The sequence below is a fragment of the Pseudomonas sp. PDM19 genome, from assembly GCF_014852215.1.
Lineage (GTDB): Bacteria > Pseudomonadota > Gammaproteobacteria > Pseudomonadales > Pseudomonadaceae > Pseudomonas.
Map to the genome: position 1 here is coordinate 1,639,478 of NZ_JACVBG010000001.1, position 15,688 is coordinate 1,655,165.

Consider the following 15,688-nt stretch of genomic DNA (forward strand, 5'->3'; position numbering starts at 1 on the left):
GCTCTCTATCTGCGGTCATTCTCCGAGGCTTGACTGGCGCCATCAGTGGTTGCGCACTCGGCGCGCAACTCGGTGAGCAAATCGACCGTCACTCGCCCACCGACCATATCTGCTTGAGCTGCGGCACTCGCTTCAACCTTTCGGCCAAATCGGTCTCCATCACCTCCACACACTTCAAATAAACATCTCGCCGGTGCTGCGTGCGACGCAGCGCTTTATGCCGGCTAATGCTCAAAGGAATTTCATCATGGCTCATCTCATAGAAAGCATGGCTTACGTTGGCGAAGCTCCCTGGCACGGCCTGGGTAGTCGTCTATCGCAGCGACAACCTCTTGAAGTCTGGCAACGTGAAGCCGGCATGGACTGGCAAATCCAGGAAAGCCCAGTCCACTTTAAATCAGACGCCGCTGGCCACCTCGGCAGCATCCACTCCTTCCCCGAGCAGAAAGTGCTCTACCGCTCCGACACCAAGGCTCCCCTTTCCGTCGTCTCTCAACGCTACCAAGTCGTGCAACCGCGGGAGGTGTTGGAGTTCTACCGAGACCTCACCCAGGTCTCCGGTTACGAGCTTGAAACCGCCGGCGTGCTCAAAGGCGGCCGCAAGTTTTGGGCACTTGCTCGCACCGGGCAGAACACCTCGCTGAAGGGTAACGACCTGGTCAACGGTTATCTGCTCCTGGCCACGTCCTGCGACGGGACTTTGGCCACGACAGCTACTCCGACAACCGTACGGGTCGTGTGCAACAACACCCTCACCATCGCCGTTGACGGCGCCACCCGAGCGATCAAGGTTCCGCATAGCACTCGCTTTGACGCTCAAGCAGTGAAGAAGCAACTCGGCATCGCCGTCTCGCAGTGGGATGAGTTCATGTACCGCATGCGCATCCTGGCCGACATCAAGGTGCACCCGCGAGAAGCGACGAGCTTTTTCATGAACGTCATGTGCGGCGTGAGAGCGAACCAGGAGATACCCGACAAGCTCGTTAACGAGCGCGCACTACGCAAGGTACACGAACTGTATGAGGGTGCCGGGCGCGGTTCGCATCTGGAAGCAGCTAAGGGAACCGCGTGGGGACTGCTCAATGCAGTCACCGAGTTTGTGGATCACGAACGGCGCGCGCGCAGCAATGAATACCGCATGGACTCGGCGTGGTTTGGCCAGGGAGCAGTGATCAAGCAGGAGGCGTTAAATGCTGCCCTGGCTCTAGCTGCGTAGCTCGCGCCAGGCATCCACTGCGCCTATGAGGGAGCCAAACGACATGGACGTCACAGGTTCTCAAACAACAGGGACATCGAAATACCCAGTGCATCAGCCAACACCTTAATAGCATCAAGGCTAGGATTTGCTCCGCCGGTTTCTATGCGGGACATGTACGTCCGGGCAAATCCACATCTCTCCGCAAACTCTTCCTGCGTTACCCCACTAGCCAGCCGCAACTCCCGGACTCGGGAGCCGAAGCGTATGCGGAGGGCTGGATGCTGGGAGGGATGCGTCATTCCCAGATCGTTGATTAATGTGATCTAATCGTGAACACACTAATCGTGACATTGAACAGTTTTCTCATTCCAAAGCCACAGCAGCCCGCACTTGGGAGCATGTCATGCAAGACACGAATTCCTCTTAAGAGACGTTGGCGAACTCGCATCTACCTAAAGCACCACCCAGCAAGGAAAAATCAGAGAGAGAATCCCATGAGAATCGCAGTACTCGTAGCCTTGCTCTTGGCTACCGCAGCAACGGTCACTCAGGCAGCTGACAACGTCATGCCCTGCTCGAAACCGTGGGACCTGAAAGGCTCGCCATTTGGGGGGCTATTCACTGCCGCTGAGGGACCGGCCAGCACGTGCTTACCGCTCGATGCTCCTAAAGTCGCTCGCCTCGTCATGCCTAATGGCGAAGTACGGTCCGTCTCAGGCTACAAACCGGTCACCTGCGGTGAGGATGGAATCTGTGCCCTAGGCAAGGATTTCTACGGCAGTGCGCCCAAAGGAAACTATGTCGTCGCGGCAGGTTGGTACATGGGAGTCGACACGGCCGGCAACCCGGTTTCCTATGCCAATGGCACGGGCCCTGGATTCAACGGCAAACGTCAGACTGCCAATCCCCTGGGAAAACGTGAGCCCGGTGAGAACTTCCACGCGGTCTGTCCTTTTACCGACAGCGAGTACTGCACTGTCGATACGGCTATCGGGCTTATCACTGTGAAGCTGGCCAACCTGCCAACTATCGGTATCCCAGCGCTCAATGAACCCGACGTTACCGCCAAAGGCGGGAACTGCGACTCCCTGCCGATGTGCTACGACAAGAGCGGAAAACAGATCGGCGTAAATGCCGACATGCTTCCTAAAAAATAACCCCCTAAATCCCCCAAAGCACTGTGGAAGCCAACTTCTGCAGCGAGCTCGCTCACCCTAAGGAAATGTCATGAGCACCAGTTTTGATAACGCCCAATCCAACGGCATCGATCCGGCCGGCAATCAATGGCACTACGAGCAAAACGGAGAACGCAAAGGCGGCTTCGATCAGCAGCAGATCATCGACTTGATCCGCAGTGGAACGCTGACCTACGGCTCAATGGTCTGGAAGAAAGGCATGTCAGCTTGGGCCAAGATCGAGCAGACCGAGCTGCGCCCGCACCTGGAGGAGTTTGGTCCGCCGCCCCTCACGGGTTCCGGTGTGAGCAACAAGATTGTCTGGCTGCTCGCCTTCGCTCCGATTATTGGCTACATCCTGGAGTCCTTCGTCGCCGGTCTGTTCGGTGCAAATGAAGCTCAGTGGGAGCGAGCCATGTCGGAGAACCGCTATTGGTACGTCACCCTGGCATTGAACATCGGTTTGTCGGTGCTCGACTCCAAGCGCCTCAAGCAAGCGGGTCATGATGTCAGCCGATTCAAAGGCTGGGTCTTCGTGGTTCCGGTTTACCTGTATCAGCGTTCCAAGCTGCTGAACCAGAACCTCGCCTACTTCATCACCTGGATCGTTTGCTTCTTCATCAGCATCGGTGCTCACCAGGGCTAAGCGCCCTAGCGCACTAAGCCCAAATCCCTTGCACGCCCAGCCGGTGAAAACCTGCTGGGCTTTTTTATGCCCGGAGGTTTCTATGGCCCACGCCTATTTCACCCCTTGCACGGAACAACTGCGCCCTGCCCTGCGCCTGGTTAGCACCAAGGATCTGTCTCGCGACGACTGGCTTGCTGTCCGCAAGCGTGGCATTGGCAGCTCTGATGCTGCCGCTGCGGTAGGTCTTAACCCCTACAAGTCGCAGCTGGAGTTGTGGCTCGAGAAGACCGGCCGCGATTCTGGCCTGCCTAAGAGCGATGTGAACGATGAGGAGAGTCCGACCTACTGGGGCAACATTCTGGAGTCGATCGTCGCACGGCATTACACCCAGCGAACCGGTAATCGCGTACGCCGCATCAATGCAGTGCTGCAGCACCCTGACACCAAACTCGACTGGATGTTGGCCAACATTGATCGTGAAGTCATCGGCGCAGAGGATGTACAGATACTCGAATGCAAAACCGCCGGTCTCAATGGAGCAACTCTCTGGAGAGAAGGCGTACCGGTCTACGTGCAATTGCAGGTGATGCACCAGTTGGCAGTCACAGGGAAGCAGGCTGCCGACGTTGCCGTACTGCTCGGTGGCCAGCACTTGGAGATCCACCGCATCGAGCGCGACGACGAGCTCATCCATTGGCTGATCGAGTTGGAGAAGGAGTTCTGGGGCTACGTCCAACGCGACACGCCTCCTCCTGCAGACGGATCGGAATCCGCAGAGCGCGCACTGCGCTGTCTCTATCCCTTGGACCAAGGCCGCACATTGGATTTCTCGGAGGACGTCTCCCTATCAGCGGCGTTCGATGAGTTGAAATCTGTGCGCGTCACTCTCGACCGTCAAAGCAAGCGAGAAGCAGAGCTGAAGCAACAGCTCCAACAGGCCATGGGAGATGCCAGCCGGGCAGTATTTGCCAACGGCATGGTGTCTTGGCGCAAGGCTAAAGACAGCATCACGCTCGATGTTTCTCAGGCCCTCAAGGAGAAGCCTTATCTCCTCGCCCGCTACCCCACCACCAAAACCGGCAGCCGTCGTTTCCTGATCCTCTAAATGCGCTTCCCCCATTGGCCACCCTGGTGCACCTGAGCACCTAGGTGGCCTTTTTTATTCATCCATTGGAGAACCACCAATGCTCAAAGGCTTGGCTATCACCCCGCCGGTGCTCGGGCGGATTTCCATCGGCAAGGTCGTTGAAAAGAATGGCAAGCGCCTACCAGAGAAGGACGATCAATTCACCATCACCACGCAAGTCCAGTTGCGCGACCACTGGCTGCTTCACCCTCTCGACGACGAGCTTCGGAAGGCTCAAGGCGGCAAGATCCGCAGCATCCCGATTCGTTTGCTGTTCAACTCACCAGATCTGAATTTTCGAGCCGAGTACTGCCTTTTTGATCGGCAGACAGGTCGACCTGTCTGCGTGGGCAACGGAGAGACCTGTAAGCGCCGAGGCAAGGACGGAGTCGAGTCTCTGCCCTGCCCTTCGCCCGATGGTTGCTCGCTGGCGAAAGGTGGCGCCTGCAAGCCCTATGGCCGGCTGAATGTTGCCATCGGTGATGAAGACTCATTGGGCAGCTTTGTATTTCGTACGACGGGCTTCAACAGTATTCGTACTTTGGCTGCTCGACTGCAGTATCTCCAGGCAATCTCCGGCAATCGTTTGGCCTGCCTTCCGCTAGAGCTGCGCCTTCGTGGGAAATCGACACGGCAAAGTCATGGACTGCCGATCTTCTATGTCGACATCACCGTGCGTGACGGCATATCGATGGAGAAAGCGCTGCAGCATGCTCGAGAAATCTATGAGGCACGGCAGGCATCGGGCTTTGATCAGAATGCTCTGGACGCAGCTGCAAGATCGGGATTTGCCAATGGTGCATTCGAGGACAGCGAAGAGGAAGCAGAGGCCATAGTGCAAGAGCTCTTTCATGAAGCTCCAACTGCTGTAAACACATCCCCGTCTACAGCCGACACGTTCCCCAATTCAACCGCTCGTCCCGCGCTATCGGCGCTCCTGCGCGATCGGGCAGAAGCACGCAATCAGTAACTCCCCCATGAAAAGGCTGGCCTCGAGTTGACCTCGACGCCAGCCTTTATCTACAGGTGTATGAACCATTCTTAACCTCACACGCAGCGTCCGCAAAACCATCCGCACTGGCGATGACATCAAGATCCTGATTCTTCAAATCAGGGGCATCCAAGTATACGTCGGCATTTCCGCACCCCCCGAAATCACGGTGCATCGAGAAGAGGTGTATCAACGCATTCGACAGTCGTTCTGACTACTCGAGGAGCTCCTCATGAGCCTGCTGCGGTTCTTAGGCTTACTGTTCATACTGGTCAGCATCTTCGCAGGAACCATTACCGTTGTGGCTTTGGTAATTCTGACAATTCGGTTTTGGCCATTGACGCTGGCGCTTCTACTGACACTCGCCATATTTCAACTAGCGTCCACGCGCATCCTACGTCCTCAAGGCGGCAACCCGCCATAAGCAGGAGCCTTACGGGCTCCTGCGACACTTTCTTTTTTGATTGAGAGGCAGTTTCCGGCCAGAAGCGGCCCCCTCAAATCACACCTCGAACACAAGGACTTGCGACCAGATCAGCTCGCCCCCTGCCGGTGTCATGCATTGGGGCTCGGTGCTTGATCCATGAATGGAAAAACGTAGCCCGGGAAAGCGCGCTAACTGTGGCGAAGCCGGAGCGGGTCCACCAACCCAGCCGCGATCGCCATGCCCACCAGGTCTGACAGTGTCGCAGCCTGCATGCGCTTCATCACCCGTGCGCGGTACAGGTCGACAGTCTTCACGCTGATTTCCAGTTGCTCGGCGACTTCGCGGCTTGTGTAGCCGCGCACCAGCGGCAGGAACACGTCACGCTCGCGAGGCGTCAGCGTCGCCAGACGCACCTCCAGTTCGCCCAGGCCTGAGCGCGACGCATGCTGACGCTCACCGGAGCTGAGCGCCTGCTGCACGCTGTCCAGCAGCAATTGCTCGTTGTAAGGCTTCTCTATGAAATCCACCGCGCCGGCCTTGAAGGTACGGACGACGATTGGGACGTCGGCGTGGCCGCTAACGAAGATCACCGGCAGTTCCAGGCCGCGTCGGCGCATTTCTTCCTGTACCGCCAGACCACCAAGCCCAGGCATGCGCACGTCGAGCAGTACACAGGCGTGAGCATCGTTCGGGCAGGCGTCGAGGAACTCGCGGCCGCTGGTGAATGGCCGCACCTTCAGACCGACCGACTCCAGCAACCAGACTGTCGAGTCGAGCATCCGCTGGTCGTCATCCACCACATACACCACCGCCGTATCCATTATTGACTCCGTAATTGTTCGGTTCTCCCTGCCGGCAGCCGGCATTCCAGGCGCAGACCGCCTGAGGGCGCCGCCACTGCCTCCAGCGTGCCGCCAAAGCCTTCGACGATGCCGCGACTCATGGACAGCCCCAACCCCAGGCCTTCGGGCTTGCTGGTGAAGAACGGCGTGAACATCTGCTCCAGCGCCGCCGGGCTAGCACCCGGCCCTTCGTCATCTACCCAGACGCAGAGCTGCCCGTCACTGTGTCGACAGCTGCCGATGCGCACATTCGAGGGCTCGCCGGCATGGCGCTCGCGGTTGGCCTCGATGGCGTTGCGCAGCAGGTTGAGAAACACCTGCTCCAGCAGCACGCGGTCGGCGTAGACGGGCGCCAGATTGTCGGTGAATGCCTCGCTGATCGCCACCTCCGCGCTGGCCGCTTCCCAGGCGCACAGGCCCAGCGAAGCACGCGCCACCTGACTGAGGTCCAGTGCCTGCATGCGCCGCTGGCCCTTGCGCAGGAAGGCCCGCAAGCGACGGATCACCTCGGAGGCATGGGCGGTGTGCTCGACGATCTGCGCCAGCCCCAAGGCTACACGCTGCACGGCGTCCGGCTGGTTGTCGAGGGATTTCAGGTAGCGCTGGCTAGCACTGGCATAGTTCATCACGGCGGCCAGCGGCTGGTTCATCTCGTGGGCAATGCCCGAGGCCAGTTCGCCCAGCGTCACCAGCCGCGCGGTGTGGGCCAGCTCGTCCTGATGCTGGCGCTGCTGGTTCTCGCGCAATTCACGCTCGGTCATGTCGCGGGCCACCAGCGAGTAATAGCGCTCGCCGCCTGCCGTGCTATGCGCCAGCAGGACCAGCGACAGCGGCGCCGCATTGCGCCCGCGCAGGCGCCCTTCGGCGCTCCACACGCCGCCGCGTCGAGCGTTCTCCCAGCCTTCTCGCTCCAGCGCCGCCAGCAGGCCGTCGTCCAGCACATCGGCAACGGACGCTGGCAGTGCCTCGCCGTCCAGCCCGAGGGCGCACCGCGCCGACGGGTTGAGATAAGTGACGCGCCCGCCCGGATCGACGAACAGCACCAGGTCGGTATTCGCCTCGACCACTTCAGCCAGCCGCCGCAAGCCTTCCTCGGCCCGCACGCGCGCGGTGATGTCGCGTGACACGCTGACCACTTCCATCACGTGGCCGGTGTAGGTCTCGCGGATGGCGCGGCTCGCAGTCTCGAACCAGAGGTAGTGGCCATCGCGATGGCGCAGGCGGTAGGTCAGGGTCACGTAGCCGTCCTGCACCAGCGCATCGCGGGTACGCTCGAACACCCGCTGGCGATCCTGCTCGTGGAGCAGCGGCAGCAGTTCCTTGTCGCGCAGCTCTTCAGGCCAGTAGCCCAGCAGCGTCCGGGAGGCTGGCGAGACGTCGAGCAAGCGGCCGTCGAGGGTTCGTCGGGAAATCAGGTCGGTGGTGTTCTCGATGATCTGCCGGTACAGCCGGCTGGCCCTCGCGGCTTCGCGTTGTTCACGCAGCGCCACGGTGATCTCGCGGCCATGGATCAGCACTTGGCGCTCGGCAGGCATCGGCACGAAGGTCCAGAGAAATTGCCGGCCCTCGCGCTCACCGGTTACTTCGTGCACCGCGCGTCCCTGTTCCAGGCAGGTGCGCAGCAACTGCGCCCGGTTGCTGGGCAGCAGGTCACGCGGCTCGCTACCGGGGAACTCGGCCAGCAGCTGGCGCAAGGCCTGGTTGCAATCCACCAGCGTGTCCGAGTCGTCCAGCACCAGCGCCGGCTGCGGATCGGCACTGAGCAACGGCGCAGTGCGGCGCGCCTGATGAGCCAGGGCAAGCACGTCGCCAAGCAGTTCACCGATCCAGCCCAGCCAGGCCTCGGCGTCCGCGCTTGCACTTTCCACCAGCAGCAGCCCTTGCCCTTCTGCCCGCAACGGCAGGACCAACGCCAGCCCCTGGCTCCAGCCTGCGCGGCGCAGGCGGCCGCTGAGCCAGCACGGCATGCCGAGCAGCTCCCGGAGCGGCAACCGGATCACGCCATCCAGGCGCCCCAGCAGCGCCAGGTCATTGGCCTGCAGCGGATCGCCGCTGCCCGGCGGCAGGCGCGAGGCGCCGGCCAGGGCTTCGAAGCTCTGGCTGCGCAGTTGCCATTCGACATAGAGCGCACGCTCGACGCCGTCGCGCTCGAGACAGAGCCGCTGCAGAACGTCGGCCTGTACGACCACAGGGGCCTGCTCGCGCACCAGCCGCACCAAGGTATTCAACTCGGACATGAAAGAGGCTCGAAGGCGCTTCGGATTACTATAGTACTAATACCATACATCTTAGGTTTAACTTCCATATTCAATTCGACATTGCTATAAAAAGCCGCAATGACCGGGCGACAGCTTGCCGCACCGTTCACGACCCGCCTGCCGCCAAGCGCTCCACGGGTCACACCAGAACAATGAGCTAACAATCAGCCACAGGGTGTCCACATGTCGATCTTCGCACATGGCTTGCCGCGCGCGGCCGTCAACCACATCGCGCTGTCGCCGCTGAGCTTCATCGAACGCACCGCCCACATTTACCCCGAGCGCAACGCCATCATCCATGGCAGCCTGCGCCGCACCTGGAAGGAAACCTACCAGCGCTGCCGCCGCCTGGCCTCCGCCCTCGCCGCCCGAGGCATCGGCCGTGGCGACACCGTCGCGGTGATGCTGCCTAACACCCCGCAGATGATCGAGGCGCACTTCGGCGTGCCGATGGTCGGCGCGGTGCTCAACACTCTCAACGTGCGCCTGGACGCCGAGGCCATCGCCTTCATGCTGCAGCACGGCGAAGCCAAGGTGCTGATCACCGACCGCGAGTTCCACGACGTGATCCACGCCGCACTCGGCATGCTCGATCACCCGCCGCTGGTGGTTGACGTGGACGATCCCGAATACGGCGAAGGCCAGGCAGTCAGCCCGCTGGACTACGAAGCGCTGCTTGCCGAGGGCGACCCGGAATTCGCCTGGCAGTGGCCGCAGGACGAATGGGACGCCATCTCCCTCAACTACACCTCCGGCACCACCGGCAATCCCAAGGGCGTGGTCTACCACCACCGTGGCGCATACCTGAACTCGCTGGGCAACCAGATGACCTGGTCCATGGGCCAGCATCCGGTCTACCTCTGGACCCTGCCGATGTTCCACTGTAACGGCTGGTGCTATCCGTGGACCGTTACAGCGCTGGCCGGCACCCACGTCTGCCTGCGCCGGGTCGATCCGCAGAAGATCCTTACCCTGATCCGCGAACATCAGGTCACCCATATGTGCGGCGCGCCAATAGTGCTCAATGCGCTGATCAACATGCCCGCCTCGGCCAAGGCCGCCATCGACCACCCGGTGCACGCCATGGTCGCCGGCGCGGCTCCGCCGGCCAAGGTGATCGGCGCGGTGGAAGAAATGGGCATCGAAGTCACCCACGTCTACGGCCTGACCGAGGTTTACGGCCCGGTGACCGTCTGCGCCTGGCATAAGGAATGGGACGAGTTGTCGCTGGACGAACGCGCCCGCATCAAATCGCGCCAGGGCGTGCGCTACCCGACCCTGGAAGGCGTGATGGTCGCCGACCCTAAGACTCTGGAGCCAGTGCCGCGCGACGGCCTGACCATCGGCGAGATTTTCATGCGCGGCAACACCGTAATGAAGGGCTACCTGAAGAACCCTACTGCCACCGAGGAATCCTTCGCCGGTGGCTGGTTCCATACCGGCGACCTAGCAGTCTGGCACTCGGACGGATACGTGGAGATTCGCGACCGCCTCAAGGACATCATCATTTCCGGCGGCGAGAACATCTCCACCATTGAGGTCGAAGGTGTGCTCTACCGCCACCCGGCTGTGCTCGAGGCCGCCGTGGTGGCTCGTGCCGACGAACGCTGGGGGGAGACGCCCTGCGCCTTCATCACCCTCAAAGTCGAGCACGCTGCGGTCGAGCCGCAGGACATAATGAGCTTCTGCCGCGAGCACCTGGCCGGCTTCAAGGTGCCGCGCACCGTGGTCTTCACCGACCTGCCCAAGACCTCCACCGGGAAGATCCAGAAGTTCGTCCTGCGCGACTGGGCCAACGCCCTCTGACCCGACCTTTCGCCTGCCATCGTGCGCTCCCCGCTGCGGGGAGCGCTGGAGTCCGCCATGCCTGTATACAACGCTCCCCTGCGCGACATGCGCTTCCTGCTCAATGACGTGTTCGATGCCCCAGCTCTCTGGGCACGCCTGCCGGCGCTGGCTGAACGTATCGACGCCGACACCGCCGACGCCATCCTCGAAGAGGGAGCAAAGATCACCAGCGGCCTGCTCGCTCCGCTCAACCGCAGTGGTGACGAAGAAGGGGTGCAGTTCGCCGACGGCAATGTGCGCACGCCCGCCGGCTTCCGCGAGGCCTACGCGACCTACGCCGAAGGCAGCTGGGTCGGGCTGGCGGGCAACCCCGAATACGGCGGCATGGGCATGCCGAAAATGCTCTCGGTGCAGTTCGAGGAAATGATGTACGGCGCCAACGCCAGCTTCAGCCTCTACTCCACCCTCTCCGCCGGCGCCTGCCTGGCGCTGGATGCCCACGCCAACGAATCCCTCAAGAGTACCTATCTGCCGAACATGTACGCTGGCGAATGGGCCGGCTCCATGTGCCTGACTGAACCCCATGCCGGCACCGACCTAGGGCTGATCCGCACCCGCGCCGAACCACAGACCGACGGCAGCTACGTTGTCACCGGCACCAAGATCTTCATCACCGGCGGCGAGCAGGACCTCACCGACAACATCATCCACCTGGTGCTGGCCAAGCTGCCCGACGCACCGGCGGGCTCACGGGGCATCTCGCTGTTTCTGGTGCCCAAGTTCCTGGTGCAGGCCGATGGCTCGCTGGGCGCGCGCAACGCCGTCTCCTGTGGTTCGATCGAGCACAAGATGGGCATCAAGGCCTCGGCTACCTGCGTGATGAACTTCGATGGCGCCACCGGTTGGCTGGTCGGCGAGCCGAATAAGGGGCTGGCAGCGATGTTCACCATGATGAACTACGAGCGCCTGTCCATCGGCATCCAGGGTATCGGCTGCGCCGAGATGTCCTACCAGAGCGCTGTCGCCTACGCCCGCGAACGCCTGCAGAGCCGCGCCGCCGGGCCGGTGGCGAAGGACAAGGCCGCCGACCCGATCATCGTGCACCCCGACGTGCGTCGCATGCTGCTGACCATGAAAGCGCTGACCGAAGGCGGCCGCGCCTTTTCCACCTACGTCGGCCAGCAACTGGATGTCGCCAAGTACACCGCGGACACCGCCGAGCGCGACACGGCCCAGTCATTGGTGGCACTGCTGACTCCTGTCGCCAAGGCCTTTTTCACCGACACCGGACTGGAAAGCTGCATCCATGGCCAGCAGGTGTTCGGCGGCCACGGCTTCATCCGCGAATGGGGCCAAGAGCAACTAGTGCGCGATGTGCGCATCGCGCAGATCTACGAAGGCACCAACGGCATCCAGGCGCTGGACCTGCTGGGACGCAAGGTAATCGCCGATGGCGGGCAGGCGCTCGCCCAGTTCGCCGGAGAAATCCGTGCTTTTGCCGGCGCAACCAACGGTGCAGCCATGGGCGCCTTCACCTCGCCGTTGCTGGAGGCGCTGGACCTGCTCGAATGCATCACCCGCGAGTTGCGCGAGCGCGCCGCCAGCCAGCCGCAGGAGATAGGCGCCGCCTCAGTTGAGTACCTGCACCTGTTTGGCTATACCGCGTATGCCTATCTCTGGGCGCGCATGGCGCAGGCCAGCCTGGGCCAGGGCGACGGATTCCACTGCGGCAAGCTGGCCACCGCGCATTTCTACTTCGCCCGCCTGCTGCCGCGCACCGAGTCCCTGGCCGCATCCATACGCGCCGGCAGCGAAAGCCTGTTCGAGCTGCGCGCCGAGCACTTCTGAATTTCAGTTGAGCGTGATTGCGTGGCCAGTCGCCAATGTTGGCCACGCTTTTTTGATGGCAGGCTTATCGGACGATGCAGACAGACTTCAAGAGCCGTATCGGTTCAGTATCTGTCGGCCAACAATGCGGGACGTCCGTAATGGGTCGGTAGCTGCCCCTGGCCTGCTCACGCTACCAAAAAAGGAAAATATCCTACGCTTCGTACGCCGTGGCCTTCCTTGCTTCGTCCTGCAACCAGTCGGCGAAAGCCTGCATGGGTTCGGAATTCAATCCAATCGGCTCGGTCAGGACGAGGCAAAAGGTCTTCGAGATTGTTTTTCCCTGAGGCCATGGTGCGACCAACCGGCCCTGCGCGAGCTCCGTCTCGACATACAGACGCGGAACCAAGGCGACGCCAAGGCCGGCCAATGCAGCCTCGATCAACATCGCATGAAGGTCGTAGCGCGCCCCCATTGCCGGATTGGTAAGCGTAATCCCAGTCTCCAGCGCATAGCTTTGCCAAGCATCCGGATTCTGTCTCCGATGCAGACGGGGCAGCTTGTCTAACAGTGAGTGTCCCTCATCCTTACTGATCAACGAGCGGTGACAGACCGGAACCAGCACTTCCTGCACCAGAGGGTATGTCCGCATTCCTGCCCAGGCCGGGTGCTCAAAATGGATGGCGGCATCGAATCCGCTTTCGGCAAGAACGAACGGCTCCATGCGCTCCGAAAGATGCACGGTAATGTTCGGATGCTGCTCCTGGAATCGCGACAAACGCGGAATAAGCCATCGCATCGCGAACGTCGGGACGGAGGCTATGTCCAGGCTCGCGCCATCGCTCGGCTGACCTGTGAGATAACGGCTGCTCCGATCCAGCCGCTCGAGCAATTCACGAACCTCAGCCGCATAACGCACCCCATTGGGAAGGGGGCGAACGCGATTGCCAACCCGCTCAAACAGCGTGACGCCGAGAAAAGCTTCCAGCCGGCCAATCTGGCGACTGATGGCGCCTTCAGTCAGAGATAACTCTTCCGCCGCGCGCGCAAAGCTGCTGTGACGTGCTGCCGCTTCGAACGCCATCAGCGCCGTGCTGCTGGGGATCTTCCTTCGCATGACTGTTTCCTGGTTACGGCGAGCATTTCAGCTTGATCTTTTATCAATGAAGCATACCGAATAATCGTTTTTAACATCGATTTTCAAGCCATAGCATGATCGAAAATCAAAGTGAAAACGGACACGTCAGTAGTCCGGTTGCGAGTAACCCCATGATCTACACCGTCGAATGCAGCTTTGCCGATCCCGCCTACGAGAAAGAGTGGAATGATTTTTACAGCCTGGAGAAGCTGCCCGCGCTTATTTCGGTCAGTGGGTTCCACACCTCTCAACGTTTCAAGGCGTTGAGCGCAACTTGCCCCGTCTACCTCGCAGTGCATTCGATCGACGACATGGCCGTTCTTGAAAGCGATGAGTATCAGCAGAAGGGAGGCGGGAACTTCGCGCGCTGGCAACAGCACATCATCGATTGGCACCGCAATCTCTATGGCGGTGTCGAACGTGCACCGGCCATCGGCGAAGGCGAGTATCTGCTCCTGAGCGAGGTCGGTGCCGAGCCGCTCATCGACATGGGGCTCACGCCTGTTTGGATGCGGGCCGCCGCGTTGGAGAAGTGTCCCGAAAACCGGTGGCTTGCAAGGCTGGATCGCACCTTCCCGCTCAGCATGAACAGGCTTGCCGCAGGTGTGCACCTCTATGCGCCGCTGACAGCTCAATTGACAGGGAACAGCTGTGCCAAGGCTCCGGCAATGGAGCCGCACCAACATGCCTAGCCTGACCCTTTTCATCCCGGCGGCAACAATGCCGTCCGCATCGAGTCTGGCGGGCCTCACCGAGCGATGCACCGAGCTTTGCACAGGCATCCTTCAGGCTGAGCTGGAAAACGTCCACATCGTCTACGTCGACGTCCACCACGGCCGCGGCCATCCGGCCTACGTGGAAGTGAAGTACCGCCTCGAACCGCTCAGAACACGCTTGGTGATGGATGCCTTCATGGCAGGACTGGACGAGGCCATAACGCGTTATGCAGGAATGACAGCGCGCATTCGCTGCTTTGGCTACGCGGCCTCCGACATTCATGCACGCAACTGAGTGCCGGCCAGGAATTACGAAATGAACAACATCGAATTGCCATACCGGTCAGTAGGCAATTTTTCGATCACGGCCATCAGCGACGGATATCTGTCCGCGAGCCTGGATCTGCTCTCCAATATCGAGCCAATGGACGCGCTCAGGCTGCAGCGCGGTGCAGGCCTGAACGACCCATCCTCCATCCACATCAACAGCTATCTTGTGCGGGGGGGGGGGGGCGCACGATCCTGATTGATGCGGGTGCCGGCGGTTTCAAACAGTGGGGCGGAAAACTTAGAGCCAATCTTGCGTTGGCCGGAGTACTGCCAACCGATGTTGACACCATTCTTCTGACCCATGCACACCCCGACCATGTCGGCGGGCTGCTCGACGCGTCAGGAGAGGCCGCCTTTCCCGATGCCGAGCTAGTCGTTCATCAAAAAGAGCTTTCGTTCTGGAATGACGACGCGCATCTCAACCGGGCGAGCGAACGTGCACGCGACAACTTCCTGCTGGCTCGACAAGTGTTCGATACCTATCAGGAGAACATCCGCACATTCGGAGAGGGTGATGTCTTGCCAGGTATTAGCGCGATGGCGCTTCCAGGCCACACTGCCGGCCACTCCGGCTTTCACCTTGAATCAGAAGGCAGTAGCGCGCTGATATGGGGCGATATCGTGCATTTTCCCCACATCCAGATCGCCCGTCCCGACGTATCGATCGCATTCGATCAGGATCCGCATCTTGCTGCCGCTACGCGATCCAGACTGTTGGATATCGCCAGTTCGGACAGGCTTCTGGTTGCGGGCATGCACCTCGGGGAGCTTGGATTTGCGTACATCGAGCAAACGGGTGAGCGTTACGCTATCTCCTTCAAAACATGAGAACGGAGTGGGCATTCACTGGAGAGATCAGCCCACCGAGCCAATCGCTGCATGCAATCGGTGAGGCAGCAATCGGCCAGGAGCAGTCCTGGGCAGGAATCCAAAGGGCTCCGCAGCGCCACCACCCACCTTGAGCACGTGGGTGTAGCTCATGGCTCAGGTTACCTCAATCATCCTCGTCGGCTTCGGTAGGATTATTCCAGCAGCCCAAACTCTCTGAGCCGAAGAAATCGACTTGACTCGCATGTACGGGCGGATGAGAGCAACCGTCTGAGTACCCGACAATCAGATCCGAACGTGGGCGTTTTGGCCGTTCAAACTGGCCACTACCACCTAAACTACCGAAGCACTGTCGTCGAGGTGGCGGCAAGTCGTTTCGCCCTGCCTTGGGCCCGCGCGCGCTGTCGTATGACCAT

General features: G+C 60.8%; 16 protein-coding genes. 12 read left to right on the forward strand and 4 right to left on the reverse strand.

The genetic code is table 11. The annotated features are described in order from the left end of the window. Positions 1-247: 247 nt before the first annotated feature. Positions 248-1,216 (forward strand): DUF932 domain-containing protein, encoded by a 969-nt coding sequence (locus tag IB273_RS07240; RefSeq protein ID WP_151187356.1) that lies wholly within the window; start codon positions 248-250, stop codon positions 1,214-1,216. 50 nt (positions 1,217-1,266) lie between these two features. Here IB273_RS07240 and IB273_RS07245 read toward each other — a convergent pair whose 3' ends face one another. Continuing rightward, a complete protein-coding gene (locus tag IB273_RS07245) occupies positions 1,267-1,497 on the reverse strand; it encodes a helix-turn-helix domain-containing protein (RefSeq protein WP_138216825.1) in 231 nt (76 codons plus the stop codon). A gap of 195 nt (positions 1,498-1,692) precedes the next feature. Here IB273_RS07245 and IB273_RS07250 point away from each other — a divergent pair, with 195 nt between their 5' ends. From IB273_RS07250 to IB273_RS07270, 5 genes are all read left to right on the forward strand, one after another. Then, positions 1,693-2,355 carry a hypothetical protein gene (locus IB273_RS07250; protein ID WP_138216826.1) on the forward strand — a complete coding sequence of 221 codons (663 nt, stop codon included), beginning with the start codon at positions 1,693-1,695 and terminating at the stop codon, positions 2,353-2,355. Between the two features lie 70 nt (positions 2,356-2,425). Then, the gene (locus IB273_RS07255; protein WP_151187357.1) at positions 2,426-3,019 is read left to right on the forward strand and encodes a DUF4339 domain-containing protein; all 594 of its coding nucleotides are present in this window, start codon (positions 2,426-2,428) and stop codon (positions 3,017-3,019) included. A gap of 82 nt (positions 3,020-3,101) precedes the next feature. Continuing rightward, complete coding sequence (locus IB273_RS07260; protein ID WP_138216828.1) at positions 3,102-4,106, forward strand: YqaJ viral recombinase family protein; 1,005 nt, start codon at positions 3,102-3,104, stop codon at positions 4,104-4,106. A gap of 79 nt (positions 4,107-4,185) precedes the next feature. Further along, a complete protein-coding gene (locus tag IB273_RS07265; RefSeq protein ID WP_151187358.1) occupies positions 4,186-5,097 on the forward strand; it encodes a hydrolase or metal-binding protein in 912 nt (303 codons plus the stop codon). A 67-nt stretch (positions 5,098-5,164) separates the two neighbouring features. After that, positions 5,165-5,332, forward strand: a complete 168-nt coding sequence (locus IB273_RS07270; RefSeq protein ID WP_138216850.1) for a carbon storage regulator — start codon at positions 5,165-5,167, stop codon at positions 5,330-5,332. Between the two features lie 401 nt (positions 5,333-5,733). On the opposite strand, the gene IB273_RS07275 is transcribed toward IB273_RS07270, so the two are convergent. Beyond that, entirely contained in the window at positions 5,734-6,366 is a 633-nt protein-coding gene (locus IB273_RS07275) for a response regulator transcription factor (RefSeq protein ID WP_412548063.1), read from the reverse strand. Then, positions 6,366-8,624, reverse strand: a complete 2,259-nt coding sequence (locus tag IB273_RS07280; protein ID WP_192223667.1) for a PAS domain S-box protein — start codon at positions 8,622-8,624, stop codon at positions 6,366-6,368. Before IB273_RS07280 ends, IB273_RS07275 begins: the two co-directional genes overlap by 1 nt. 204 nt (positions 8,625-8,828) lie before the next feature. Here IB273_RS07280 and IB273_RS07285 point away from each other — a divergent pair, with 204 nt between their 5' ends. Both IB273_RS07285 and IB273_RS07290 read left to right on the forward strand, forming a co-directional pair. Beyond that, entirely contained in the window at positions 8,829-10,451 is a 1,623-nt protein-coding gene (locus IB273_RS07285) for an acyl-CoA synthetase (RefSeq protein ID WP_192223668.1), read from the forward strand. A 57-nt stretch (positions 10,452-10,508) separates the two neighbouring features. Then, a complete protein-coding gene (locus IB273_RS07290) occupies positions 10,509-12,281 on the forward strand; it encodes an acyl-CoA dehydrogenase C-terminal domain-containing protein (RefSeq protein ID WP_192223669.1) in 1,773 nt (590 codons plus the stop codon). 193 nt (positions 12,282-12,474) lie between these two features. On the opposite strand, the gene IB273_RS07295 is transcribed toward IB273_RS07290, so the two are convergent. Then, positions 12,475-13,377 (reverse strand): LysR substrate-binding domain-containing protein, encoded by a 903-nt coding sequence (locus IB273_RS07295; RefSeq protein ID WP_192223670.1) that lies wholly within the window; start codon positions 13,375-13,377, stop codon positions 12,475-12,477. Between the two features lie 152 nt (positions 13,378-13,529). Between IB273_RS07295 and IB273_RS07300 the strand changes: the two genes are divergently transcribed. The 4 genes from IB273_RS07300 to IB273_RS07310 are packed head-to-tail and all read left to right on the forward strand — an operon-like array spanning position 13,530 to position 15,272. Next, positions 13,530-14,090, forward strand: a complete 561-nt coding sequence (locus IB273_RS07300) for a sugar ABC transporter (RefSeq protein WP_192223671.1) — start codon at positions 13,530-13,532, stop codon at positions 14,088-14,090. Continuing rightward, the gene (locus tag IB273_RS07305; protein WP_192223672.1) at positions 14,083-14,409 is read left to right on the forward strand and encodes a hypothetical protein; all 327 of its coding nucleotides are present in this window, start codon (positions 14,083-14,085) and stop codon (positions 14,407-14,409) included. Before IB273_RS07300 ends, IB273_RS07305 begins: the two co-directional genes overlap by 8 nt. Before the next feature lie 21 nt (positions 14,410-14,430). Continuing rightward, the gene (locus IB273_RS31375; protein WP_225610089.1) at positions 14,431-14,640 is read left to right on the forward strand and encodes a hypothetical protein; all 210 of its coding nucleotides are present in this window, start codon (positions 14,431-14,433) and stop codon (positions 14,638-14,640) included. Then, positions 14,640-15,272: an MBL fold metallo-hydrolase gene (locus IB273_RS07310; RefSeq protein ID WP_318652471.1), complete on the forward strand. Its 633-nt coding sequence runs from the start codon at positions 14,640-14,642 to the stop codon at positions 15,270-15,272. The genes IB273_RS31375 and IB273_RS07310 overlap by 1 nt, the downstream gene beginning before the upstream one ends. Positions 15,273-15,688 lie beyond the last annotated feature (416 nt).

Excerpts from the sequence above, each read along its gene's own strand:
- IB273_RS07240 (WP_151187356.1), top strand. The coding sequence starts at position 248 with ATGGCTCATCTCATAGAAAGCATGGCTTACGTTGGCGAAGCTCCCTGG.
- IB273_RS07245 (WP_138216825.1), bottom strand. The coding sequence starts at position 1,497 with ATGACGCATCCCTCCCAGCATCCAGCCCTCCGCATACGCTTCGGCTCC.
- IB273_RS07250 (WP_138216826.1), top strand. The coding sequence starts at position 1,693 with ATGAGAATCGCAGTACTCGTAGCCTTGCTCTTGGCTACCGCAGCAACG.
- IB273_RS07255 (WP_151187357.1), top strand. The coding sequence starts at position 2,426 with ATGAGCACCAGTTTTGATAACGCCCAATCCAACGGCATCGATCCGGCC.
- IB273_RS07260 (WP_138216828.1), top strand. The coding sequence starts at position 3,102 with ATGGCCCACGCCTATTTCACCCCTTGCACGGAACAACTGCGCCCTGCC.
- IB273_RS07265 (WP_151187358.1), top strand. The coding sequence starts at position 4,186 with ATGCTCAAAGGCTTGGCTATCACCCCGCCGGTGCTCGGGCGGATTTCC.
- IB273_RS07275 (WP_412548063.1), bottom strand. The coding sequence starts at position 6,366 with ATGGATACGGCGGTGGTGTATGTGGTGGATGACGACCAGCGGATGCTC.
- IB273_RS07280 (WP_192223667.1), bottom strand. The coding sequence starts at position 8,624 with ATGTCCGAGTTGAATACCTTGGTGCGGCTGGTGCGCGAGCAGGCCCCT.
- IB273_RS07285 (WP_192223668.1), top strand. The coding sequence starts at position 8,829 with ATGTCGATCTTCGCACATGGCTTGCCGCGCGCGGCCGTCAACCACATC.
- IB273_RS07290 (WP_192223669.1), top strand. The coding sequence starts at position 10,509 with ATGCCTGTATACAACGCTCCCCTGCGCGACATGCGCTTCCTGCTCAAT.
- IB273_RS07295 (WP_192223670.1), bottom strand. The coding sequence starts at position 13,377 with ATGCGAAGGAAGATCCCCAGCAGCACGGCGCTGATGGCGTTCGAAGCG.
- IB273_RS07300 (WP_192223671.1), top strand. The coding sequence starts at position 13,530 with ATGATCTACACCGTCGAATGCAGCTTTGCCGATCCCGCCTACGAGAAA.
- IB273_RS07305 (WP_192223672.1), top strand. The coding sequence starts at position 14,083 with ATGCCTAGCCTGACCCTTTTCATCCCGGCGGCAACAATGCCGTCCGCA.
- IB273_RS31375 (WP_225610089.1), top strand. The coding sequence starts at position 14,431 with ATGAACAACATCGAATTGCCATACCGGTCAGTAGGCAATTTTTCGATC.